The sequence below is a fragment of the Enterobacter sp. Li2LvB3 genome, from assembly GCF_056156645.1.
This window is the reverse complement of the sequence record NZ_JBSICG010000025.1, coordinates 1-23,372: the sequence shown is the minus strand read 5'-3', so window position 1 is coordinate 23,372 and position 23,372 is coordinate 1. Positions and strand designations below refer to the sequence as shown.

Genomic DNA, 23,372 nt, shown 5'->3' with positions numbered 1-23,372 from the left:
GGATACGGGTGCTCCTGGGGTGTTCAGGAGTCGCAATGTTAACGCTTGTCGCCTGGGGAGCGGTGGTGAAGCCGCTGCATTCCCGGCAGGTGGCACTGAATGTTCAGCTTGCCGATACCCTGCGAACCCGCGCAACCCTCTGGACAATGGCCATGCGCTATTCACCTGCGGCAGAACAGGGTAACGCGCAAATACGGCTGGGCTTTTCACCCCTGGATTTTCAACATGGTGGCACGAAGCTCGTCCACTGGAAGCCCTCGCGGAATGGAGGCGAGTTGACGCTCGATGCTGACTGGGCGCAGATCCCTGACGTGTTTACCCGGCTGGCGCAGCGGGATGTCAATGTGGAGGCTTTCGACATGAGTCCACAGGGGTCACAGCTTCGTCTGAGCATCCAACTGGAGCGACTTCATGCAGAGTAACGTGCGTTTTCTGCTCCTGTGTTCCTTGCTGTTGTTAACCGGGATGCGCGATCCCTTTCATCCACCAGAAGACCGCTGTGCGGTGGGGCAGTTAGCGCTGTGGCGATATCAGGGGATCGTCAGCGGTATCAGCAGCATTGGTATTTTGCAGGATGGGCAAAAACGCTGGCATCGCGTCAGGGAAGATGATCGTTTGTCGGTGGGATGGCGGGTGATCGCTATGGATGAAAAGGAACTGGTCATTGCCCTGGGCGATGCGTGCGAGCCAAAGCAATGGCAGTGGCAACGAGAAGGAACGGGAAAAAATGAAAATCAGGATAATGCTCTTGCTGATGATACTCAGCCATCCGGTGTGGGCGGGCACCCCAAAGCCGGTCACTCTGGTCGTCGATGATGTTCCTGTGGTGCAGGTGCTACAGGCACTGGCCGCACAGGAGGATCGTAATCTTGTGGTGTCACCCGATGTGAGCGGTACGTTGTCGCTGAATCTGACGCGTATTCCCTGGCGGCAAGCGCTTAACACCGTTGTCGCCAGTGCCGGACTTGTCTTACGGGAAGAACGTGGGATTTTTTACGTTCACACCGCAGCCTGGCAACGTGAACAACAGACGCTTAAAGAGCAGGAACAGATCAAGCGGCAGCTTGATGCCCCGCTGCTATCGCGCAGTATTTCACTTTCATATGCGGATGCCGGGGAGTTGCAAAAGGCGGCTGAAAAACTTCTCAGCCCAAAGGGCAGTTTGTCGGTGGATAAACGCACCAACCGCCTGCTGGCGCGTGACAACCAGGCCGTGCTGGATTCGCTACAGCTCTGGGCTGAACAGATGGATATGCCCGTCGAACAGGTAGAGTTGGCTGCACACATTGTGACAATCACAGAAAAAAGTCTGCGTGAGTTAGGGGTGAAATGGAATCTTGCTGAATCCACGGGGGCTGGAAGCGTCGGGCAAGCGACCACGTTGAGTGCCGATCTTTCCGTGTCCCAGGCAACAACGCATGTGGGTTTTAACATTGGGCGGATCAACGGCAGGTTGCTGGATCTTGAGCTGTCGGCGCTGGAGCAAAAGCAACAGGTCGAGATTATCGCCAGCCCACGATTGCTTGCATCGCATATGCAGCCGGCCAGCATTAAGCAGGGCAGTGAAATACCTTATCAGGTGTCCAGCGGAGAAAGCGGAGCCACTTCCGTAGAGTTCAAAGAGGCCGTATTAGGCATGGAGGTGACCCCCGTCGTGTTACCCGGCGGGCGGGTGCGGTTGAAATTGCACATCAGTGAAAACATGCCGGGGCAGGTGTTGCAGCAGGAAAATGGCGAAACACTCGCTATCGATAAGCAGGAGATTGAAACTCAGGTTGAGGTCAAAAGTGGGGAAACGCTGACGCTGGGCGGTATTTTCTCGCAAAAGAATAAAACAGGGAGTGATAGTGTGCCCGGTCTTGGAAGAATCCCCTGGTTTGGGCAGTTTTTTCGCCATGATGGTAAGGACAATGAACGACGTGAGTTAGTGGTGTTTATTACGCCACGCCTGGTAGGTATCCACTAATGGGAAACGATCCCCGCAATGATTTTGCATTCAGTTTGTTGCAGATGTTTGACGTGGGGCATGAATTAGCATACAAGGAGTACCGATTTGAGTTGGACTTGTCTTATGCGTCTGGTGCGGTGATTTAATCAGTTGCCAAACAAGCCGTAGTATTGAGATAATTTTTAGTCTGACTCTCGCTCTATTGCATATGAGGTTTCAGTTCATGTCCTGCTACGCGAGGTGTCTGCGAAGCGGGGATTACCATTAACGAATAGTCTTAGTAGTACCGAAAAAATGGCAGAGAAACGCAATATCTTTCTGGTTGGGCCTATGGGTGCCGGCAAAAGCACTATTGGGCGTCAGTTAGCTCAACAACTCAATATGGAATTTTACGATTCTGATCAAGAGATTGAGAAACGAACCGGAGCTGATGTGGGCTGGGTCTTCGACGTAGAAGGCGAAGAAGGTTTCCGTGACCGAGAAGAAAAAGTGATCAACGAACTCACGGAAAAACAGGGCATCGTTCTGGCGACAGGCGGCGGTTCTGTGAAATCTCGCGAAACCCGCAACCGTCTCTCCGCCCGTGGCGTTGTGGTCTATCTTGAGACGACCATTGAAAAACAGCTGGCACGTACGCAGCGTGATAAAAAGCGCCCGTTGCTGCAAGTTGAAACGCCGCCACGCGAAGTTCTGGAAGCCCTGGCCGGTGAACGCAATCCTCTGTACGAAGAGATTGCTGATGTGACCATTCGTACTGACGATCAGAGCGCTAAAGTGGTTGCAAACCAGATTATTCATATGCTGGAAAGCAACTGATTCTGGCTTTATATACACTCGCCTGCGGGTAAAAGCATTTAAGGTGGATGTCGCGTCATGGAGAGGATTACAGTTACTCTCGGGGAACGTAGTTACCCTATCACCATCGCGGCTGGTTTGTTTAACGACCCAGCTTCCTTCTTACCACTGAAAGCGGGTGATCAGGCGATGCTGGTCACCAATGAGACTCTGGCTCCGCTTTATCTCGACCGTGTACGCCATCTGCTTGAACAAGCGGGCGTGAAGGTCGACAGTGTGATTCTGCCCGATGGCGAGCAGTATAAGAGCCTGACGGTACTGGATACCGTCTTTACCGCATTACTGCAAAAACCCCATGGTCGCGATACGACACTGCTTGCTCTTGGCGGCGGTGTTGTTGGCGATCTGACGGGTTTTGCCGCCGCAAGTTATCAACGCGGCGTACGCTTTATTCAGATCCCAACCACATTGTTGTCACAGGTCGACTCTTCTGTTGGCGGCAAAACGGCAGTCAACCATCCACTCGGTAAAAACATGATCGGCGCGTTCTATCAGCCGGCATCGGTCGTGGTGGATCTCGATTGCCTGTCAACGTTGCCAAAACGCGAGCTGGCCTCTGGTCTTGCTGAAGTGATCAAATACGGCATCATTCTTGACGGCGAGTTTTTCACCTGGCTTGAAGAGAATATGGATGCCCTGCTGCGTCTGGATGGGGCTGCTCTGGCCTACTGCATCCGTCGTTGTTGTGAGCTGAAAGCGGAAGTTGTAGCCGCAGACGAGCGTGAAACCGGCTTACGTGCTTTACTGAATCTGGGGCATACGTTTGGTCACGCTATTGAAGCCGAAATGGGTTATGGCAACTGGCTTCACGGCGAAGCGGTTGCAGCCGGTATGGTGATGGCTGCCCGCACCTCTGAACGTCTCGGTCAGTTCAAACCGGAAGAGACTCAGCGCATTATTACGCTGCTTGAGCGCGCTGGCTTGCCGGTGACTGGGCCGCAGGAAATGTCTGCACAAGCGTATTTACCCCACATGATGCGCGATAAAAAAGTATTGGCAGGTGAGATGCGTCTGGTACTCCCACTTGCAATAGGGAAGAGTGAAGTGCGCGGCGGAGTGCCGCATGATGTTGTTCTTGGCGCTATCGCTGATTGTCAGCAAGCGTAACAATTAGAAAGGTCAGGCCACTGTCAAAAGTGGTCGTTTAGCTTCAGGTGAAATGCAAAGTCGTTGGCATAAGCCTTTGAGTGGGGTGTTAAATGGATGAATTCAAACCAGAAGACGAGCTGAAACCCGATCCCAGCGATCGTCGTACTGGTCGTTCTCGTCAATCTTCAGAACGTGATAACGAGCCGCAGATCAACTTTGACGAGGTTGATCTGGATGCAGACGATCGTCGCCCTTCACGCAGCCGTAACGCGCGTGATGAGCGAGAAGAAGAGGATTATGAGCCTGAAGAAGATTCAATGGACGAAGAGCCGGTAGAGCGTCGCCCGCGTAAACGTAAAAAAGCTGCGGCAAGCAAACCGGCTTCCCGCCAGTACATCATGATGGGCCTGGGCGTCCTGGTTCTGTTGCTGCTGATTGTTGGCATCGGTTCCGCGCTAAAAGCACCATCAACTGACTCAAATTCACAGACCGCTTCGACTGAGAAGAGCATCAACCTGTCTGATAATGATGCGTCCAATCAGGCGAATGGCGCGCAACCAGCGCCGGGCGCAACCTCTACAGAGCAGACCGCCGCAAACACAACGACCCCGCAGGATGTTTCTCTGCCGCCAGTCTCTTCTACCCCGACTCAGGGTCAGGCACCTGCTACGCCAGAAGGCCAGCAGCGTGTAGAAGTTCAGGGCGATCTGAACAACGCACTGACACAGCCTCAGAATCAGGAACAGGTAAACAACGTAGTGGCGAACTCTACGCTGCCAACTGAACCTGCCACTGTGGCTCCGATTCGTGGTGGTAACGCACAGCCGCAAACCGCTGTAACGGAAACTAAGCCGCGTCAGACGCAAACGGCAACGCATCAGGAACGTAAGCAGGTTGTCATTGAGCCGAAGCGTGAAGTTAAACCGCAGGCCATTGTAAAAGCGCCAGAATCAAAAGTTGAAACGCCGCCAAAACGTACTGAAACAGTCGCTGTTAGCGAGCCTGTAAAAGCACCAGTAACGGCAACACCTAAAGCAACGGCTACCACAACCGCGCCAGCGGCGACTCCGGCACCAGCGGCGAGTGCGGCAGCGACAGCGTCCAGTGCAGCGACAGGCAAAACCACAGGTAACGTTGGTTCCCTGAAGTCAGCACCGTCCAACAACTACACGCTGCAACTGAGCAGTTCGTCTAGCTATGACAACCTCAACGGTTGGGCGAAGAAGTCGAATCTGAAAAACTACGTGGTTTATCAGACGACCCGCAACGGGCAACCGTGGTACGTGTTGGTGAGCGGTGTTTATTCGTCTAAAGACGAAGCAAAACGCGCGGTAGCCTCATTGCCAGCTGATGTTCAGGCGAAAAACCCGTGGGCGAAGCCGATTCATCAGGTCCAGGCCGATCTTAAGTAATGTATAAAGCGCAGGATGCTGTCGGAGCTTTCTCCACAGCCGGAGAAGGTGTAATCAGTTAGTCAGCATGAAAAAAAATCGCGCTTTTCTGAAATGGGCAGGGGGGAAATACCCCCTGCTCGACGATATTAAAAAACACCTGCCGAAAGGCGAGTGCCTTATCGAGCCCTTCGTGGGTGCTGGATCGGTATTCCTGAATACCGATTTTTCGCGTTATATTCTGGCGGATATTAACAGCGACCTCATCAGCCTCTACACCATCGTCAAACTGCGTACCGATGAGTACGTGGGCGAGGCACGTAAGCTGTTTACCCCAGAGCACAACAATCCAGACATTTACTATCAACTTCGCGCAGAGTTTAATCAAAGCCAGGATCCGTTCCGCCGCGCGTTGTTGTTCCTGTACCTCAACCGTCATGGCTACAATGGCCTGTGCCGGTATAACCTGCGTGGTGAATTTAACGTGCCGTTTGGCCGCTATAAGCGCCCTTATTTCCCACAGGCTGAGCTGTACCACTTTGCTGAAAAAGCGCAGAACGCAGAGTTTTATTGCCTCTCGTATGAAGAGTGCATGGAGCAGGCTGAGGCGAATTCGGTGGTCTATTGTGACCCACCTTATGCGCCACTTTCTGCGACGGCGAACTTCACTGCTTATCACACCAACAGCTTCAGCCCGGCTGAGCAGGCGCGTCTGGCGGAGATGGCAGAAAAGCTGGTCAGTAAAAGAATTCCAGTGTTAATTTCGAATCACGATACGCCGGATACACGCGAATGGTACAAAGCCGCGAAGCAATTCCAGGTTAAGGTACGACGCAGTATTAGCAGCAACGGCGGTACACGTAAAAAGGTGGACGAACTGCTGGCTCTTTATCGACCCTGAGCCGTTTTGCCTGCCGGTAAACACATTTCAAGGAGATGCGGATGAAACAGTTTTTGATTGCCCCCTCAATTCTGTCGGCCGATTTTGCCCGCCTGGGTGAGGACACCGCCAAAGCGCTTGCTGCGGGTGCGGATGTCGTCCATTTCGACGTTATGGATAACCACTATGTTCCCAATCTGACCATCGGCCCGATGGTCCTGAAAGCGCTGCGTAATTATGGTATTACCGCGCCGATTGACGTGCATCTGATGGTTAAACCGGTCGATCGCCTTGTTCCCGATTTTGCCGCTGCGGGTGCCAGCATCATCACTTTCCACCCTGAAGCTTCCGAGCACGTCGACCGCACGCTGCAACTGATCAAAGAGAACGGCTGTAAAGCAGGCCTGGTCTTTAACCCGGCGACACCACTGACTTATCTCGATTACGTTATGGATAAACTGGACGTGATCTTACTGATGTCCGTCAACCCGGGCTTTGGTGGTCAGTCGTTCATTCCTCATACGCTGGATAAACTGCGTGAAGTACGCCGCCGTATTGATGAGTCAGGCTATGACATTCGTCTGGAAGTGGATGGTGGTGTTAAGGTGAATAACATTGGTGAGATTGCGGCTGCGGGTGCAGATATGTTCGTCGCGGGCTCAGCTATCTTCGACCAACCGGATTACAAGAAAGTCATTGATGAAATGCGCCGTGAACTGGCAAAGGTAAGTCATGGATAAATTGCAGGCAACCCGGGGTGTAGCATTTGACCTCGACGGCACGCTGGTAGACAGCGCGCCGGGCTTAAGTAGCGCAGTCGATCAGGCGCTGTACGCGCTTGAATTGCCCGTTGCGGGTGAAGAGCGCGTGGTGACGTGGATTGGTAACGGAGCCGATGTGCTGATGGAACGCGCCCTGACCTGGGCGCGCCAGGAGCGTGCCGTACTGCGTGCCGCACAGGGGAAACCCGGTGTTGATCATGCGGATATTCCTCAGGAAGAGCAGCAGCGTATTCTGCGTAAACTGTTCGACCGTTTCTATGAAGAAACAGTCGAGGAAGGGAGCTTCCTGTTCCCGGATGTGGCTGAAACGCTGAGTACCCTCCACGCGCAAGGCATTCCGCTGGGCCTGGTGACAAACAAACCCACGCCATTCGTTGCACCGCTGCTGGAAGCGCTGGATATCGCGAAATATTTTTCCGTGATTGTGGGTGGCGATGATGTGCAGAACAAAAAGCCACATCCTGAACCGCTATTACTGGTGGCAGGAAAATTATCCTTAACGCCTGAGCAGCTGCTCTTTGTCGGTGATTCACGCAATGATATTCTGGCTGCCAGAGCGGCAGGCTGTCCTTCCGTGGGATTAACCTATGGCTACAACTACGGTGAAGCCATCACGCTAAGTGAGCCGGACGTGGTGTTCGATCACTTCAAAGATATATTGCCCGCACTCGGGCTCTCGCACAGTGAAAATCAGGAATTGAAAAATGACTAAGCCCATCGTTTTTAGTGGCGCACAGCCGTCAGGTGAATTGACCATTGGTAACTACATGGGTGCGCTGCGTCAGTGGGTCAACATGCAAGATGACTACCATTGCATCTATTGCATCGTGGATCTTCATGCCATTACCGCGCGTCAGGATCCTGAGAAGCTGCGTAAAGCCACTCTCGATACGCTGGCACTCTATCTGGCATGTGGTATTGATCCAGAGAAAAGCACCATCTTCGTTCAGTCTCACGTGCCAGAGCACGCGCAGCTGGGCTGGGCGCTGAACTGCTACACCTATTTCGGTGAGCTGAGCCGTATGACCCAGTTCAAGGACAAATCCGCTCGCTATTCTGAAAACATCAACGCAGGTCTGTTTGATTACCCGGTACTGATGGCGGCAGACATTCTGCTGTACCAGACCAACCAGGTTCCCGTTGGTGAAGACCAGAAGCAGCACCTGGAGCTGAGCCGCGATATCGCCCAGCGTTTCAACGCCATTTATGGTGATGTTTTCAAAGTGCCTGAGCCGTTTATTCCGAAATCCGGTGCGCGCGTGATGTCGCTGCTGGAGCCAACCAAGAAGATGTCCAAGTCTGACGATAACCGCAACAACGTTATCGGCCTGCTGGAAGACCCGAAATCGGTGGTTAAAAAGCTTAAACGTGCAGTGACCGACTCCGAAGAGCCGCCTGTAGTACGTTACGACGTGCAGAACAAAGCGGGTGTTTCTAACCTGCTGGATATTCTCTCTGGCGTGACGGGTCGTACGATCCCTGAGCTGGAGCAGCACTTCGAAGGCAAGATGTATGGCCACCTGAAAGGCGAAGTGGCGGACGCAGTATCCGGGATGCTGACCGAGTTGCAGGAGCGTTATAACCGCTACCGCAACGACGAAGCTTTCCTGCAAAAAGTGATGAAAGATGGCGCGGAAAAAGCCAGTGCTCGCGCGTCCGAAACCCTGAAAGCGGTATACGAAGCGATTGGGTTTGTCGCGAAGCCATGATGCACTTTTCCCTCTCCCTGTGGGAGAGGGTCAGGGTGAGGGCATCAGACCGCGTCCTTCCAAATAAAAAAACCGGGAAATCCCGGTTTTTTTATGCCTGAAAAACGCTTACTGCTGTGCCGCCGGACCGCAACCACCGATGATCTTCGAAATGGAGATCGCCGGGTGTAGCAGGTAATCATAGCTACAGTTATTTTTGGTGTTTTCAACGTGACCCGTACAGGCTGTAAGAGTCGATAACACGGCGACCAGAGCGGCTGCCTTTGCCAGTTTGAACATACGCATTCCTTGTCTAAAAACGAATTTTTGATGTAACACGAGGGAATAAATGGAAAAGTTCCACTTCGGGGCGGTATGTTAGCGGCGGCGACAAGAAGCGAGTAGTCCGGTTAAGGACTACCCGAAGAAGGGATGTTATGCGTTAGTGGTTAGAGAACCAGTTCAGTTTTTCGCGCAGTTCAACCACGCGACCTACCACAATCAGCGCCGGGCTTTCTACCTGCTGCGCCAGTTCACCTAACTGCGTTAATACGCCGTTCACCACGCGCTGAGTAATCGATGTACCATTCTCTACCAGGGCAACAGGCATATCTTCTTGCATTCCGTGCTCCAGCAGTTTCGCCTGAATGGTTGCGGCCTGGTTCAGCCCCATATAAAACACCAGCGTCTGTTTTTCGGCGGCCAGGTTGTACCAGTCCAGTTCACTGCCGGTTTTCAGGTGGCCCGTCACCAGACGCACGCTTTGCGCATAGTCGCGATGGGTTAACGGAATGCCGGAATAGGCCGAACAGCCGGAAGCTGCCGTGATCCCAGGTACGACAGAGAACGGAATGCCCGCATTACACAGGGTTTCCAGCTCCTCGCCGCCGCGACCAAAGATAAACGGATCACCGCCTTTCAGGCGCACCACGCGTTTACCTTTTTGCGCTTCACGTAGCAGGATCTGGTTAATCTCTTCCTGTGGAACGCAGTGGTAACCCGCGCGTTTACCCACGAATACGCGGTCAGCATCGCGGCGCACCAGGTTCATAATGTCATCGGAGACCAGACGGTCGTAAACCACGATGTCTGCCTGCTGGATCTGCTGCAAACCCTTAAGCGTCAACAATCCGGCATCACCTGGCCCAGCGCCCACCAGCACCACTTCACCACGATTATCCAGCGGTTCGCTGAGTAACTTTCCGGTTATCTCTTCAACTGCTTTCTGATCCTGATTCGCCAGCGATTGCGCCAGCCTGTCATTTACAAAAAATTTTTCCCAGAAGCGACGGCGCTCACCAACGGTCGCGAAGGTTTGCTTCACGCGTGAACGCAGTTGCCCTGCGTAGTGGGCAATCTGACCGAGGTGTTGTGGCAATATGGCTTCCAGCTTTTCCCGCAGCAGGCGCGCCAGAACGGGCGAGCGGCCGCCCGACGACACCGCGATTATCAACGGCGAACGGTCGATAATCGACGGCATGATAAAGCTGGCTTCTTTCGGCGCATCCACCACGTTACAGAAGATACGACGTGTTTCGCAGGCATCGCTTACGCGCTGGTTCACTTCATCGTCATCCGTTGCGGCAATGGTCAGCCAGCAGGTATCCAGCAGAGATTCGTTAAACTCCCCCTGTTCCAGCGTAAGCATCCCTTCCTGCGCCCAGACGTCAAACTGTGGGGCGAAGTTAATGGCGTTGACGGTCAGTCGGGCGCCAGCCTCTAGCAGCAGGCGAGCTTTGCGCTCAGCCACGTCGCCGCCGCCCACAAGCAGGCAGTCGCGGTGGCGTAATTGACAAAAAATCGGCAGGTGATCCACGACAATACCTCACAGCATTCAAGGAGGGGATAAGAGTTGCTGTCAGGATAACAGCAGGATTCGTACAGAACATACGGTTTTTCCTGCCGTTACCCATAAGGGGTCATAAGCTTTTCATATTGAAAAGGCGAGAGAATTAGCCTTTCAGCTGCACTTTTCCGTCCTTCACCCGGGCATCGTAATGCTTCACAGAGTGGCTCTCATCTTCCATGCAGTGCCCGTCGCTTAAGCGGAAACGCTGCTTTTTCAGCGGGCTTGCGACCCACAGTTCGCCCTGATGCTCCGCAATCAACCCACGGGACAGCACGCTGGCCTCAAAGAACGGGTCGATATTGCTGATGGCAAAAACCTGTTCGTCGTGGCGTGGGCGGAAAATCGCGACCTGCTCTTTACCCAGCAGCGCGCAGACGCCGGTGGCAGGCAGGATGTCGTTAATGTTGCAGATGTTTACCCACTGGCTCATGCGTTTTCCTCCACCAGAGTCACCGGAATACGTTCATAAGGTGTCGCCGGACGATGCTGTTCGCGCTCTGCCACAACCTGTACGTTCGGGTCGCGCTGGGTGCTGTTGATAAAGTGTTTGAAGCGCGTCTGCGCCGCCGGGGTATTCACGGTTTCAGTCCACTCGCAAATCACCGCGTCGCGCAGGCGAGCCATTTCGGCTTCAAGCTGCTCGTTCAGGCCCAGCTTGTCATCGATGATGACTGACTTCAGGTAGTCGATGCCGCCTTCCAGGTTGTCCAGCCAGGATGCGGTACGGGTCAGTTTGTCGGCGGTACGGATGTAGAACATCATGAAGCGGTCGAGATACTGAATCAGCGTATCGTGGTCGAGATCCGCCGCCAGCAGATCGGCGTGACGTGGTTTCATCCCGCCGTTACCGCACACGTACAGGTTCCAGCCTTTTTCGGTGGCGATAATACCCACGTCTTTACCCTGTGCTTCGGCACATTCACGGGTACAGCCGGAGACGCCAAACTTCATTTTGTGCGGTGTACGAATGCCTTTGTAGCGGTTTTCCAGCTCAACGCCAAAGCCCACGCTGTCGCCCACGCCATAGCGGCACCAGGTGCTGCCCACGCAGGTTTTTGCCATACGCAGCGCTTTGGCATACGCGTGGCCGGTTTCAAAGCCCGCTTCAATCAGCTGACGCCAGATTTCTGGCAGGTCATCTTTCTGCGCACCAAACAGGCCGATACGCTGGGAACCGGTAATTTTGGTATACAGGTTAAATTCACGCGCGATACGGCCGACCGCCACCAGACCTTCTGGAGTGATTTCGCCACCGGCAGAGCGTGGGATAACAGAATAGGTCCCGTCTTTCTGGATGTTTGCCAGGAAGTTGTCGTTGGTGTCCTGAAGCGGCGTATGTTCTGGTTTGAGTACGTACTCATTCCAGCAGGAGGCCAGCAGAGAACCGACGGTAGGTTTACACACTTCGCAGCCATAACCCTGGCCGTGTTTCTCAAGCATTTCGTCGAAGGACTTGATGCCTTCTACGCGGATCAGGTGGTAAAGCTCCTGGCGAGAATAAGAGAAGTGTTCGCACAGGTTATTGTTCACTTCGATGCCCTGTTTCGCCAGTTCGGCGTTCAGCACCTGAGTCACCAGTGGAATACAGCCCCCGCAGCCAGTACCGGCTTTGGTTTCGGCTTTCAGTGCTGCAACGGTGTGGCAGCCTTTGTTGATAGCGGAAATCAACATGCCTTTCGTGACGTCGAAGCAGGAGCAAATCTGCGCGCTGTCTGGCAATTTATCGACGCCGATAGACGGTTTGCCGCTCGAGGCGTGAGCAGGCAGGATCAGGGCGTCCGGGTTTTCTGGCAGTTCGATGGCATTCAGAACCAGTTGCAGCAGGTTGCCGTAGTCGCTGGTGTCGCCCACCAGAACTGCGCCGAGCAGGGTTTTGTTGTCCTGGCTCACGATCAGGCGTTTATAGACTTCTTTGCTTTCGTCCAGGTAAACGTAGCTGCGGGAGTTCGGGGTGCGGCCGTGGGCATCGCCGATACCGCCAACGTCCACGCCGAGCAGTTTCAGCTTGGCGCTCATGTCTGCGCCTTCGAAGGCGTTTTCACTGCCAAGGATGTGGTCAACGGCAACCTGCGCCATTTTATAGCCAGGCGCTACCAGCCCGTACACGCGGTTATTCCAGCTGGCACATTCGCCGATAGCGTAGATATCCGGGTCAGAGGTCTGGCAGGCATCATTAATCATGATCCCACCGCGCTGCGCCACGGCCAGACCGCACTGGTTAGCCAGTTTGTCGCGTGGGCGAATACCGGTGGAGAAGACGATAAAGTCCACTTCCAGCTCGCTGCCGTCGGCAAAGCGCATGGTTTTGCGTGCTTCACTGCCTTCCTGGACGATCTCTTTGGTATTTTTGCTGGCGTGAACTTTTACGCCCATGCTTTCGATTTTACGGCGCAGCTGGTCACCACCCATGTGGTCAAGCTGCTCTGCCATCAGCATTGGGGCAAATTCGATAACGTGGGTTTCAACGCCGAGGTTTTTCAGTGCGCCAGCGGCTTCCAGACCCAGCAGGCCGCCGCCGACAACCGCACCGCGTTTGCTGCGGCGTGCACAGTTTTCAATGGCTTTGAGGTCTTCAATGGTGCGGTAAACGAAGCAATCCTGGGTTTCTGAGCCTTTGATAGGCGGGATCCAAGGATAAGAGCCAGTCGCCATGATCAGCTTGTCGTAAAAAACCGTACGTCCGGCGCTGGAGTGGATTACTTTTTCCTGGCGATTGATGGTGATAGCGCGTTCGCCCACCAGCACTTTTACGCCATGCTTCTCGTAGAAACCTTCACGCACCAGAGAAAGCTCTTCGGCGGTGTGGTGGGAGAAGTAGGAAGAAAGGTGCACACGGTCGTACGCCTTGCGGGGTTCTTCACAGAACACGGTAATATCGAACTGGGCTGCGTCAGCTTTATCGAGAAGATCCTCAATAAAGCGATGGCCGACCATGCCGTTACCGATGATAGCGAGTCTGACTTTGCTCATTTTTGCCTCGATTTCTTTTCTATTACTGCCTACCTTAACGATTCAGCTACGGCGCTTATTGATGCAAATCAAATACGCTTTCAACTACTCCTTAGGTGGTATATAGTTGATTTGTCAGGATTTTTATAAGTTGTGGAAATCGTTCGCTTTTCGTCTGAGACGATTTTGTGTACAAAATAGGTAGCTAATTTTAATAAACGCGTACTCCTGAATTTCAGTCGCGTTTTCCGGGGGGATAGGTATGTCTACAGCACCACTTTGGCTGGTCCAGAATGTTCGGTTACCAGATCGTGAAGGGTTATGGCAGGTCGCCATTGAGAACGGGCGATTTGGCGAGATCACCCCGATGGGGGAGGCCAGCAGTGAAAGCTACGAGATCTTAAACGGCCGTGGAGGGCTCGCTATCCCGCCGTTTATTGAGCCGCATATTCACCTGGATACCACTCAGACGGCAGGTGAGCCGAACTGGAACCAGTCCGGCACGTTGTTTGAAGGTATCGAGCGCTGGGCGGAGCGCAAGGCGCTGCTCAGCCACGAAGATGTGAAAGCGCGGGCCTGGAAAACGCTGAAATGGCAAATCGCCAACGGTATTCAGTTTGTCCGCACGCATGTGGATGTGTCCGACCCAACGCTCACGGCGCTGAAAGCCATGCTGGAAGTCAAAAAGGAGGTCGCTCCGTGGATAACGCTGCAAATCGTGGCCTTCCCGCAGGAGGGGATCCTGTCTTACCCGAACGGCGCGGCACTGCTGGAAGAAGCCTTAAAGCTGGGCGCCGATGTGGTGGGCGCGATCCCGCACTTCGAATTTACCCGCGAATACGGCGTGCAGTCGCTGCATATTGCCTTCGAACTGGCGAAGAAATATGACCGTCTGCTGGATATCCACTGCGATGAAATCGACGACGAGCAGTCACGGTTTGTTGAGACGGTTGCGACTCTGGCGTATGAGGCCGGTATTGGCGCGCGTGTAACCGCCAGCCACACTACAGCCATGCACTCCTATAACGGCGCATATACCTCGCGGCTGTTCCGCCTGTTGAAGATGTCGGGGATTAACTTCGTCGCCAACCCGCTGGTGAATATCCATCTTCAGGGGCGTTTTGACGATTACCCTAAACGCCGGGGGATCACGCGCGTGAAGGAGCTTCAGGAGGCGGGCATCAACGTCTGCTTTGGCCATGATGATGTCTTTGACCCGTGGTACCCGCTCGGCACCGGTAATATGTTGCAGGTGCTGCATATGGGGCTGCATGTGTGTCAGATGATGGGGTATCCGCAGATTGACAGCGGGCTGAACCTGATTACCCACAACAGCGCCCGAACCTTTGGTTTGAGCGATTACGGCATTGCAAAGGGGAACCCGGCAAACCTGATCATTCTGCCAGCAGAGAGCGGATTTGAAGCGGTACGCTGCCAGGTGCCGGTACGCTGGTCGATTCGTCAGGGGCGGATTATTGCCACCACGCAACTGGCGCAGACGTGGATCCAGATGGACAACGGTGGGGAAGAGGTGAGTTTTGCCAGAAACAGCCCCTCTGCATAACACAAAGGGGCAAGGCGATTAGTGAGACGCTGCCGCCACGTTATGCTGGCGGTGGCGGGTCACGAAGCCCAGGATAAAGCACATGATGAACACCACGGCATACAGAACGTTAGCCGTATGCAGTGCAGCCAGTGGGCCGCTGTGAGCCACAATCGGACCTGTTACCACAAAGGTCAGCATGGTGCCGATGGTGCCGCAGGTCAGAACGAAGTTCACTAGTTTCGGGGACGCCACTTTAGTTTGCAGTGAGCCCAGGGTGATGATCGAGGTGTAAATCGCGCTGGAGAAGAAGCCCAGGGTCAGAATGAACCACGGTAAATGTTCCGGTGAACCGTTGATGAACAGATACATCAGGACGGTCGCCATACCTGCCAGTACGGTCAGAATGCGTTGCAGGTCGAAGAAGCGCAGGATGAAGCTAAACGCCCACATGCCAAACATGTAAGACATCCAGAAATCGCTCACCAGTTTGCCCGCGTCGTTCAGGCTCATGCCCAGACCTTTAGCGTATTCCGGCACCCAGGAGATAAAGCCCAGCTGGCCCAGGATGTAGCACAGTGCGGCGATGGAGAGGAACAGCACGCCGATCCCCCATTTCTCTTTCGCGACAGGCTCTGCCACGGTTTGCGCTTTTTTACCCAGCGCCGGGAATTCACAGCCGAAGGTCAGAATAAAGATGGCCACGTAGACCAGGCCAATACAGGCATAAACCCAGTACCACTCAATGCTGCGCGCCAGCAGAACGGCGGCCACCATTGGGAAGATCATGCCTGCCATACTGAAGAAGGAGTCGGTAAACAGCAGGCGTGCGCCGCGCTGACGGCCTTCATACATGTGAGTAATCAGGAACGTACCGATAGACATCGTAATACCGCTCACCAGGCCAAGTACAAACATGGCCGCAGAGAACAGGGCGATGCTGTGGCTCAGCATCAGGCCCGCCACGGCGGCGACCATCAGCACAAAACCAAAACGCAACTGCGTTTTCAGCGGGACGATTTCCATCAGCCAGGCATTCAGGAAGATAGAGATCAAAATACCTGCGTTCAGGAAGGTGAAGGTGTTACTCATGCTGGAAACGGGCAGCTGGAAGTAGTCTGCGATGTTCCCCATCACCATCCCGGTGACGATCACCAACGCGCCGGTCAGGGCGTAGGAGAAGAAGCTGATCCATGTGAGCTTGATGCGATTGCTGTTAGTCATGTCTGGCCTGTTCAAAGTAAAGTAAAACGCATTGACTGCGTTTGAGCGGGCAGATTTTAGTCGCGAAAGTGATCTATTTAAATCTTTTAGGAAACTTTTGATCCAAGTTGCAGGCTTTAGTGTGATCGCGATCACGTTAATTGGCGCTATAACCAATCGTTTGCGCAGTAACAACTGTTTCAATTTCGTAAAATTAGGTAAAAGGCTGGCCTCCGTTCATACTGCTCTTTAGAATCAAGCCACTCGCTCTCTTTACTGCGCTTTGTTAAGGAATTCTCATGCTCAAATCAACGCTGGCGGCTGTTGTAGCTGTGTTTGCTCTTTCTGCCGTTACCCCTGCTGCACTGGCAGCAAAAGGTGACCCTCACGTTCTGCTGACAACCTCTGCCGGAAATATTGAGCTGGAACTGAATAGCCAGAAAGCACCTGTTTCTGTGAAAAACTTCCTCGACTACGTGAACAGCGGTTTCTATAACAACACCACTTTTCACCGCGTGATCCCGGGCTTTATGGTGCAGGGCGGCGGTTTTACAGAGCAGATGCAGCAAAAGCAGCCTAACCCGCCAATCAAAAACGAAGCGGACAATGGCCTGCTGAATACCCGTGGCACCATCTCTATGGCCCGTACTGCAGATAAAGACAGCGCAACCAGCCAGTTCTTCCTCAACGTTGCGGATAACGCCTTCCTCGACCACGGTCAGCGTGATTTCGGGTATGCGGTATTTGGTAAAATTGTGAAAGGGATGGATGTGGCGGACAAAATTTCTCAGGTGCCAACCCACGATGTCGGCCCATATCAGAATGTGCCGTCCAAACCGGTTGTGATCCTTTCTGCAAAAGTTCTGCCGTAATCTTCCTTGCGCGGGCATTCTTTGCCCGCGTTGCTGACCCTCCCTGCGAAAGCGCGTTTTGCTGCTTATACTTGTGGCAAGCGGACACATTCAGGGAGGCGTTAAGTGAAAAAACTCACCGACAAGCAAAAATCCCGACTTTGGGAGCAGCAGCGAAATGCGAATTTCCAGGCCAGCCGCCGCCTGGAGGGTGTCGACAGCCCACTCGTCACGCTTAATGCCCTGGATGCACAGCGCCGCCTTGAAGAACTGAGGAGGCACTATGAGCGATAAATACGGCGACGACCGCGATCCCTACCTCTATCCTGGTCTGAATGTGATGCGTAATCTGCTGAACATCCATCAGGCAGACCGGCTTGCCCATGCTTCTTATGAACTCACCGCTCTGCGTGCGGCCACGCTCGGTTTAGGGCCGCCCGCGCGCGGGTTACCGCATCTGTGTGCTATCCACCGTCATCTGTATCAGGACATTTTCGACTGGGCTGGTGATATTCGCGAAGTGGATATTTATCAGGGCGATACCCGTTTTTGTCATTTCGCCTACATCGAAAAAGAGGGCAACAGCCTGATGCAGGATCTCGAAGAAGAGGGCTATCTGGCCGGTCTTGAGAAAAGCGAGTTTGTTGCCCGTCTGAGCCACTACTACTGCGAAATTAACGTGCTGCATCCGTTTCGCATCGGTAACGGCATTGCCCAGCGGGTCTTCTTTGAGCAGCTCGCGCTCCACGCAGGCTATCAGCTGAGCTGGCAAAATATCGACTCGCAGGCCTGGGCGGCGGCAAACCAGAGTGGTGCGATGGGCGATTTAAGCGCGTTGACTGCCATCTTTAGTAAAGTGGTGAGCGAAGCGCGCGAAACTGAGTAGAATAGGGCGCCTTTTTGCTGTGGAGCCGCCATGATCCTGCTGATAGATAACTACGATTCCTTTACCTGGAATCTGTACCAGTATTTCTGCGAACTGGGCGCGGAGGTGGTTGTCCGCCGCAATGACGACATCACCCTTGCCGATATTGAGACGCTTGCTCCGCAGAAAATCGTTATCTCACCGGGGCCGTGTACGCCGTCGGAATCCGGTATCTCTCTGGACGTTATAAAACAGTTTGCCGGTAAGCTGCCTATTCTGGGTGTCTGTCTTGGCCATCAGGCTATTGCTCAGGTGTTTGGCGCAACCATTGTGCGTGCGGCGAAAGTGATGCATGGCAAAACCTCCCCCGTTACCCACAATGGCGCAGGCGTGTTCAGCGGATTAAATAATCCGTTAACCGTTACGCGCTATCACTCCCTGGTGATTGATCCCCCTACGCTGCCAGCGTGCTTTGACGTCACCGCCTGGAGCGACACCAACGAAATTATGGGCATTCGTCATAAGGAATGGGATCTCGAAGGGGTGCAGTTCCATCCTGAAAGCATCCTGAGCGAGCAGGGACATCAGCTGCTGGCGAATTTCCTCAATCGCTGAATTTTTATTGCCTTATTGTGATTTTTTATGCATATTTTGTGATTATATTTTCACAATCAATGTGACATAAAATGGATGGGCATGACATGGCAACTGAACAATCAGCAATTACCCGCGCGACATTCGATGAAGTGATCCTGCCGATTTATGCACCGGCTGAGTTTATCCCGGTTAAAGGGAAGGGCAGCCGCGTCTGGGATCAGCAGGGTAAAGAGTACGTTGATTTCGCGGGGGGGATTGCGGTGACGGCGCTGGGTCATTGTCATCCTGCTCTGGTAGACGCGTTAAAAACCCAGGGCGAAACCCTGTGGCACACCAGTAACGTCTTTACCAACGAACCCGCGCTGCGCCTGGGACGTAAAATCATCGACGCGACCTTTGCTGAACGTGTGCTGTTCATGAACTCCGGTACTGAAGCCAACGAAACGGCCTTTAAGCTGGCACGCTACTATGCTTCAACCCGTCATAGCCCGTATAAAACCAAAATCATTGCCTTCCATAACGCCTTCCACGGCCGTTCGCTGTTTACCGTGTCCGTTGGCGGGCAGCCAAAGTATTCCGATGGCTTTGGCCCGAAACCGGCCGATATCATCCACGTGCCGTTTAACGACCTTCATGCGGTAAAAGCGGTGATGGACGACCATACCTGCGCGGTAGTGGTCGAGCCGATTCAGGGCGAAGGCGGCGTAATGGCGGCAACGCCTGAGTTCCTGCAAGGCCTGCGTGAACTGTGCGATGCGCACCAGGCGCTGCTGGTGTTTGATGAAGTGCAGAGCGGCATGGGGCGTACCGGCGATCTCTTTGCCTATATGCACTACGGCGTGACGCCAGATATCCTGACCAGCGCCAAAGCGCTCGGCGGCGGTTTCCCGGTAAGTGCGGTGCTCACCACGCAGGATATCGCTTCCGCGTTCCACGTGGGTTCTCACGGTTCGACCTACGGCGGCAACCCGCTGGCCTGCGCCATTGCTGGTGCGGCGTTCGATATCATCAACACGGCAGAGGTGCTGAACGGCGTTAATGCGAAGCGCGAGCTGTTCGTGAAACACCTTCAGCAGATTGATGAGCAGTACAACGTGTTCAGCGAGATCCGTGGTATGGGGCTGTTAATTGGCGCTGAGCTGAAGCCACAGTACAAAGGTCGCGCACGCGATTTCCTGCACGCCGCAGCTCATGAAGGGGTGATGGTGCTGAATGCCGGGCCGGACGTGATGCGTTTCGCGCCGTCGCTGGTGATTGAAGACAAAGACATAGAAGACGGCTTAAACCGTTTTGCTGCCGCGGTGGCGAAGATCGTACGCGGATAAACTGGCCGGCAAAATTAGTACGGCGTGCGCTTTAATACCCGCGTTAACCAAATCCCGTGATGCGGACGCTGACGCCATGCCACCGACGAAATGGTGTGCATGGTGTTCAGATGCCCCAGGATGCGCTGCAAATGCTGCTCCAGGGTGCTCATTGGGCCAAGCGTCAGTGTTTCCGGTGCTTCAAGAATATTCGAATCTCCTGCTTCTCCCGGCGCGTCGTACTCCAGGCGCTGCTGACATCGCTGCAAGGCAATCTCACAGGACTGCAAATAGCGCTGCGCCAGATCGGGCGTCAGCATCGTGTGCTCGCGTGCAAGCGTGGTCATGGCGTTAATGTGCTCGACGATAAACTGGCTGTGCGTCACCCACAGTTTCATGTCTGCAAGATAGTGGGAATTAAAGCCCGGCTCCTGCATCGCCTGGTTCAGTGAGTTAAACAGGGCGTTATGTGCCTGGTTAACCTTCATGCGCTGATACGCCAGCGGCGAAGGCTGTGGATCATCGCTCAGGATCAGGCGTATCGCCTGTTGATCTGCTTCCAGCGCATCATGGGCGTTCTGGCGCAACAACCCGCTTTGCCACTGGGGCCAGAGCCAGACCAGGCCGCCAAAGGCAATCAGGCAGCCAATCAGGGTGTCGACCAGGCGGGCGAGAATAAACTGTTCGCCATTGAGCGTGAGCAGTTGCAGGGTGTATACCGCAGTGACCGTAAAGCCCACCATCGCCCAGCCATAGTTCTTGCGAATAATCAGGTAGCTCACCATGGTGACAGCCAGCATCCCCAGCAGCGTATAGCCTTCCGGTACGTGGAAGTGCAGCGTCACCCCGGCAATGATAAGCCCCGCGATTGTGCCACCTGCCCGGTGCAGAATGCGCACCCGCGTAGCACCGTAACCGTTCTGCGTAACAAACAGCACGGTCATTAAGATCCAGTACGGTTTCGGTAAGTGCAGCGCTACGCCCATCAGACTGGCGGTGCTAAGCATCACGCTGATACGCGCGGCATTACGCAGCGCGGCAGATTTCAGTGACAGATAGCTTTTCAGGGCTGGCAGCAGCGGCAGACGCTTTTGTTTATCGGCCATCAGGTCACGGGGGTAAAGTGGCCGCTGAGTCCGCAGGACACGGGCGATGCGGCTGAAGTGCCACGCCGCAAATTGGCCCACCGGGTTTTCCGCGTGTTGATGGGCAATTTTCTCCAGCGCCCCCAGCTGTTTGTCCATGTTAAAACGCGTGGGATAGCGGTGATACAGGATATCGTCAGCGAGAATGCGCAGGCGCGCTGCCACGGTTTGGGCGTTCCAGCGGATCACCGCCTCGGCGTGGCTACGTTCGACCAGCTTTTGCACCTCCTGCGGATGATGCAGGCTCACAGAGATATGCTCCTGTAAATCCAGACCGACCTGGAAGATACGCAGCAGTCGCTTATAGTCATGATTTTTATTGGCGGCGAGCATGTGCAACTGCTGATAACACTGGCTAATCAGATCGACGACTTTTTGCTGGCGCGCCAGCAGAGGCGGCAGCGATTTTTCCGGATCCGTATGCTGAGTGAGCAGGGTGTACTTGGCTTCGCAGTAGTCGGCAAGCTGCACGTAGAGCAGGCTGAGCGATTCGCGCAGCGGTTGTTCGCGCCACAGGCGGAACCAGATCCAGTTGAACACGCCGTACCACAGGGTTCCCAGCGCGTAGATGAGTAGCGGCTCCCACACCGGCATATTCCCGGCGAGGCTCAGCGTGAAGATGGCGGCAATCAACGACGCGGGCAGCAACCGGGCATGTAGCGCGCTGATTTCAGCGGTCACGCCAAGCGTCATGGCCAGTACGGTCAGGATCAGGGGAAGCGGAATATCACGGGCAAGCAGCAGTTGTACAGCGAGGCTACAGCCTGCAAACAGACAGCCGCCAATAATCAGGCGCTTGAAGAAACGTTTATGCGGTGTGTCCAGACCTGCAATGTTGCAGCAGGCAGGAACCAGGGAGAACAACAGACCCTGTTGCAGATGGCCCAGCAGCAAACCCACGGCCACAGGAAGGCACAACACCAGCGTTTGTCGCAGTGCGTAGTTAACTTCCGGGTGATAAATTAGCCTGCGCCACATGGGGAGTAGAGACAAAAACGGCGTGACACCTTGCGATGGCACGCCGTTTGACCGGAATTAACGTGTTCCGTAAACCACGATGGTTTTACCGTGGGCGGAGATCAGGTTCTGGTCTTCGAGCATTTTCAGAATACGGCCCACTGTTTCACGGGAGCAACCCACGATCTGACCAATTTCCTGACGGGTAATTTTAATTTGCATTCCGTCCGGGTGGGTCATCGCGTCTGGTTGTTTCGCCAGGTTCAGCAGAGTCTGAGCGATACGGCCCGTTACGTCCAGGAAGGCGAGGTTACCCACTTTCTCAGACGTGACTTGCAGGCGGCGAGCCATCTGCGAAGAAAGACGCATCAGGATGTCAGGGTTAACCTGAATCAGCTGACGGAATTTCTTGTAGGAGATTTCGGCCACTTCACACGCGGTTTTTGCACGAACCCAGGCGCTACGTTCCTGGCCTTCTTCAAACAGGCCCAGTTCACCGATGAAATCGCCCTGGTTCAGATAAGAAAGGATCATTTCTTTCCCTTCCTCATCTTTGATCAGCACTGCCACCGAGCCTTTGACGATGTAATACAACGTTTCCGCTTTTTCACCCTGGTGAATCAGCGTGCTCTTCGATGGGTACTTATGAATGTGGCAATGAGACAAGAACCATTCGAGAGTCGGGTCTGTTTGCGGTTTGCCAAGCACCATGCGCTGTTATCCTCTGTTATAAGCTGTCACCAGAGTCATAAGATGCATCCAGACTCTGGGGTTGCAATCGAATTCTTACCCATACCCTGGGAAGTCGGCTGTCGTAATAGTCGCAGCCAGTAAAGTTTGATGTCCTCTGCATACATGTGTAACGTCAATGTATTACTGTAGCATCCAGAGTGTTTTAGCATAGCTTTTGTCGCGTGTCTCCTGGTGTCTCGCTTCAGCATGATGCAGGTCGCCTTCCGTTGCGAGAAATGTAACGTACGCGTAATCTGTCACCAAAAATGCAACGTTGGAGTTAATGAATATGCAAGCGCGTGTGAAATGGGTTGAAGGTTTAACGTTCCTGGGCGAATCCGCTTCCGGACACCAGATTTTAATGGATGGGAACTCCGGCGATAAAGCACCAAGCCCAATGGAGATGGTGCTGATGGCGGCGGGTGGTTGCAGCGCAATTGACGTGGTGTCGATTTTGCAAAAAGGTCGTCATGACGTGACGGATTGCGAAGTAAAACTCACTTCTGAACGCCGTGAAGAAGCGCCACGCCTGTTTACGCACATCAATTTGCATTTTATTGTGACCGGCAAAGAGCTGAAAGACGCTGCGGTATCACGCGCGGTGGACCTTTCTGCGGAGAAATACTGCTCCGTGGCGTTAATGCTGGAGAAAGCGGTAAAAATCACGCATTCGTATGAAGTGATCGAGGCTTAATGCAAGGGGCATCATACGCGTTGATGCCCTCACCCTAACCCTCTCCCACG

The 23,372-nt window shown here is 54.0% G+C and carries 24 protein-coding genes; 17 read left to right on the top strand and 7 right to left on the bottom strand.

Features of this window, described 5'->3' with window-relative positions; genetic code table 11:
- Positions 1-35: 35 nt before the first annotated feature.
- The 10 genes from ACS603_RS18740 to trpS all read left to right on the top strand — a co-directional run bounded on the left by ACS603_RS18740 (position 36) and on the right by trpS (position 8,654).
- Complete coding sequence (locus tag ACS603_RS18740; RefSeq protein ID WP_474944702.1) at positions 36-422, top strand: HofO family protein; 387 nt, start codon at positions 36-38, stop codon at positions 420-422.
- Positions 412-816: a HofP DNA utilization family protein gene (locus ACS603_RS18735; protein ID WP_182062798.1), complete on the top strand. Its 405-nt coding sequence runs from the start codon at positions 412-414 to the stop codon at positions 814-816. The genes ACS603_RS18740 and ACS603_RS18735 overlap by 11 nt, the downstream gene beginning before the upstream one ends.
- Positions 728-1,966, top strand: a complete 1,239-nt coding sequence (gene hofQ / locus ACS603_RS18730) for a DNA uptake porin HofQ (RefSeq protein WP_182062797.1) — start codon at positions 728-730, stop codon at positions 1,964-1,966. The genes ACS603_RS18735 and hofQ overlap by 89 nt, the downstream gene beginning before the upstream one ends.
- Positions 1,967-2,242: 276 nt before the next feature.
- Complete coding sequence (gene aroK / locus ACS603_RS18725) at positions 2,243-2,764, top strand: shikimate kinase AroK (protein WP_010436374.1); 522 nt, start codon at positions 2,243-2,245, stop codon at positions 2,762-2,764.
- 57 nt (positions 2,765-2,821) lie between these two features.
- Positions 2,822-3,910: a 3-dehydroquinate synthase gene (gene aroB / locus ACS603_RS18720; RefSeq protein ID WP_014072102.1), complete on the top strand. Its 1,089-nt coding sequence runs from the start codon at positions 2,822-2,824 to the stop codon at positions 3,908-3,910.
- Positions 3,911-4,002: 92 nt separating this feature from the next.
- The gene (damX, locus tag ACS603_RS18715; protein ID WP_474944701.1) at positions 4,003-5,304 is read left to right on the top strand and encodes a cell division protein DamX; all 1,302 of its coding nucleotides are present in this window, start codon (positions 4,003-4,005) and stop codon (positions 5,302-5,304) included.
- 67 nt (positions 5,305-5,371) lie between these two features.
- Positions 5,372-6,184, top strand: coding sequence for an adenine-specific DNA-methyltransferase (dam, locus tag ACS603_RS18710; RefSeq protein WP_474944700.1), 813 nt, complete (start codon positions 5,372-5,374; stop codon positions 6,182-6,184).
- Between the two features lie 41 nt (positions 6,185-6,225).
- Complete coding sequence (gene rpe, locus ACS603_RS18705) at positions 6,226-6,903, top strand: ribulose-phosphate 3-epimerase (protein ID WP_014072099.1); 678 nt, start codon at positions 6,226-6,228, stop codon at positions 6,901-6,903.
- The gene (gene gph, locus ACS603_RS18700) at positions 6,896-7,657 is read left to right on the top strand and encodes a phosphoglycolate phosphatase (protein ID WP_182062795.1); all 762 of its coding nucleotides are present in this window, start codon (positions 6,896-6,898) and stop codon (positions 7,655-7,657) included. The genes rpe and gph overlap by 8 nt, the downstream gene beginning before the upstream one ends.
- The gene (gene trpS / locus ACS603_RS18695; RefSeq protein ID WP_182062794.1) at positions 7,650-8,654 is read left to right on the top strand and encodes a tryptophan--tRNA ligase; all 1,005 of its coding nucleotides are present in this window, start codon (positions 7,650-7,652) and stop codon (positions 8,652-8,654) included. Before gph ends, trpS begins: the two co-directional genes overlap by 8 nt.
- Positions 8,655-8,762: 108 nt before the next feature.
- Here the strand turns inward: trpS and ACS603_RS18690 are convergent, their stop codons facing one another.
- From ACS603_RS18690 to nirB, 4 genes are all read right to left on the bottom strand, one after another.
- Positions 8,763-8,933 (bottom strand): DUF4223 family protein, encoded by a 171-nt coding sequence (locus ACS603_RS18690; protein WP_182062793.1) that lies wholly within the window; start codon positions 8,931-8,933, stop codon positions 8,763-8,765.
- Positions 8,934-9,075: 142 nt separating this feature from the next.
- A complete protein-coding gene (gene cysG / locus ACS603_RS18685; RefSeq protein ID WP_474944699.1) occupies positions 9,076-10,449 on the bottom strand; it encodes a siroheme synthase CysG in 1,374 nt (457 codons plus the stop codon).
- A 136-nt stretch (positions 10,450-10,585) separates the two neighbouring features.
- The gene (gene nirD / locus ACS603_RS18680; RefSeq protein ID WP_182062791.1) at positions 10,586-10,912 is read right to left on the bottom strand and encodes a nitrite reductase small subunit NirD; all 327 of its coding nucleotides are present in this window, start codon (positions 10,910-10,912) and stop codon (positions 10,586-10,588) included.
- A complete protein-coding gene (gene nirB / locus ACS603_RS18675; protein WP_474944698.1) occupies positions 10,909-13,452 on the bottom strand; it encodes a nitrite reductase large subunit NirB in 2,544 nt (847 codons plus the stop codon). Before nirB ends, nirD begins: the two co-directional genes overlap by 4 nt.
- A 241-nt stretch (positions 13,453-13,693) precedes the next feature.
- Here nirB and ACS603_RS18670 point away from each other — a divergent pair, with 241 nt between their 5' ends.
- Positions 13,694-14,995: a cytosine deaminase gene (locus tag ACS603_RS18670; RefSeq protein ID WP_182062789.1), complete on the top strand. Its 1,302-nt coding sequence runs from the start codon at positions 13,694-13,696 to the stop codon at positions 14,993-14,995.
- Positions 14,996-15,013: 18 nt separating this feature from the next.
- On the opposite strand, the gene tsgA is transcribed toward ACS603_RS18670, so the two are convergent.
- Complete coding sequence (gene tsgA / locus ACS603_RS18665; protein WP_182062788.1) at positions 15,014-16,198, bottom strand: MFS transporter TsgA; 1,185 nt, start codon at positions 16,196-16,198, stop codon at positions 15,014-15,016.
- Between the two features lie 278 nt (positions 16,199-16,476).
- On the opposite strand from tsgA, the gene ppiA reads away from it, so the two are divergent.
- From ppiA to argD, 5 genes are all read left to right on the top strand, one after another.
- The gene (gene ppiA / locus ACS603_RS18660; protein ID WP_182062787.1) at positions 16,477-17,049 is read left to right on the top strand and encodes a peptidylprolyl isomerase A; all 573 of its coding nucleotides are present in this window, start codon (positions 16,477-16,479) and stop codon (positions 17,047-17,049) included.
- Between the two features lie 105 nt (positions 17,050-17,154).
- Positions 17,155-17,322: a YhfG family protein gene (locus ACS603_RS18655; RefSeq protein WP_182062786.1), complete on the top strand. Its 168-nt coding sequence runs from the start codon at positions 17,155-17,157 to the stop codon at positions 17,320-17,322.
- Positions 17,312-17,914, top strand: a complete 603-nt coding sequence (locus ACS603_RS18650) for a putative adenosine monophosphate-protein transferase Fic (RefSeq protein WP_014072087.1) — start codon at positions 17,312-17,314, stop codon at positions 17,912-17,914. The genes ACS603_RS18655 and ACS603_RS18650 overlap by 11 nt, the downstream gene beginning before the upstream one ends.
- A 30-nt stretch (positions 17,915-17,944) precedes the next feature.
- The gene (gene pabA / locus ACS603_RS18645; protein ID WP_182062785.1) at positions 17,945-18,508 is read left to right on the top strand and encodes an aminodeoxychorismate synthase component 2; all 564 of its coding nucleotides are present in this window, start codon (positions 17,945-17,947) and stop codon (positions 18,506-18,508) included.
- 86 nt (positions 18,509-18,594) lie between these two features.
- Positions 18,595-19,815, top strand: coding sequence for a bifunctional acetylornithine/succinyldiaminopimelate transaminase (gene argD / locus ACS603_RS18640; RefSeq protein ID WP_315687071.1), 1,221 nt, complete (start codon positions 18,595-18,597; stop codon positions 19,813-19,815).
- Positions 19,816-19,829: 14 nt separating this feature from the next.
- Here the strand turns inward: argD and ACS603_RS18635 are convergent, their stop codons facing one another.
- Positions 19,830-21,917, bottom strand: a complete 2,088-nt coding sequence (locus tag ACS603_RS18635; RefSeq protein WP_315688721.1) for a YccS/YhfK family putative transporter — start codon at positions 21,915-21,917, stop codon at positions 19,830-19,832.
- 57 nt (positions 21,918-21,974) lie between these two features.
- Positions 21,975-22,607: a cAMP-activated global transcriptional regulator CRP gene (crp, locus tag ACS603_RS18630; protein WP_000242758.1), complete on the bottom strand. Its 633-nt coding sequence runs from the start codon at positions 22,605-22,607 to the stop codon at positions 21,975-21,977.
- A 310-nt stretch (positions 22,608-22,917) separates the two neighbouring features.
- Between crp and ACS603_RS18625 the strand changes: the two genes are divergently transcribed.
- Positions 22,918-23,322: an OsmC family protein gene (locus ACS603_RS18625; RefSeq protein ID WP_010436331.1), complete on the top strand. Its 405-nt coding sequence runs from the start codon at positions 22,918-22,920 to the stop codon at positions 23,320-23,322.
- The last annotated feature ends 50 nt before the right edge of the window (positions 23,323-23,372 follow it).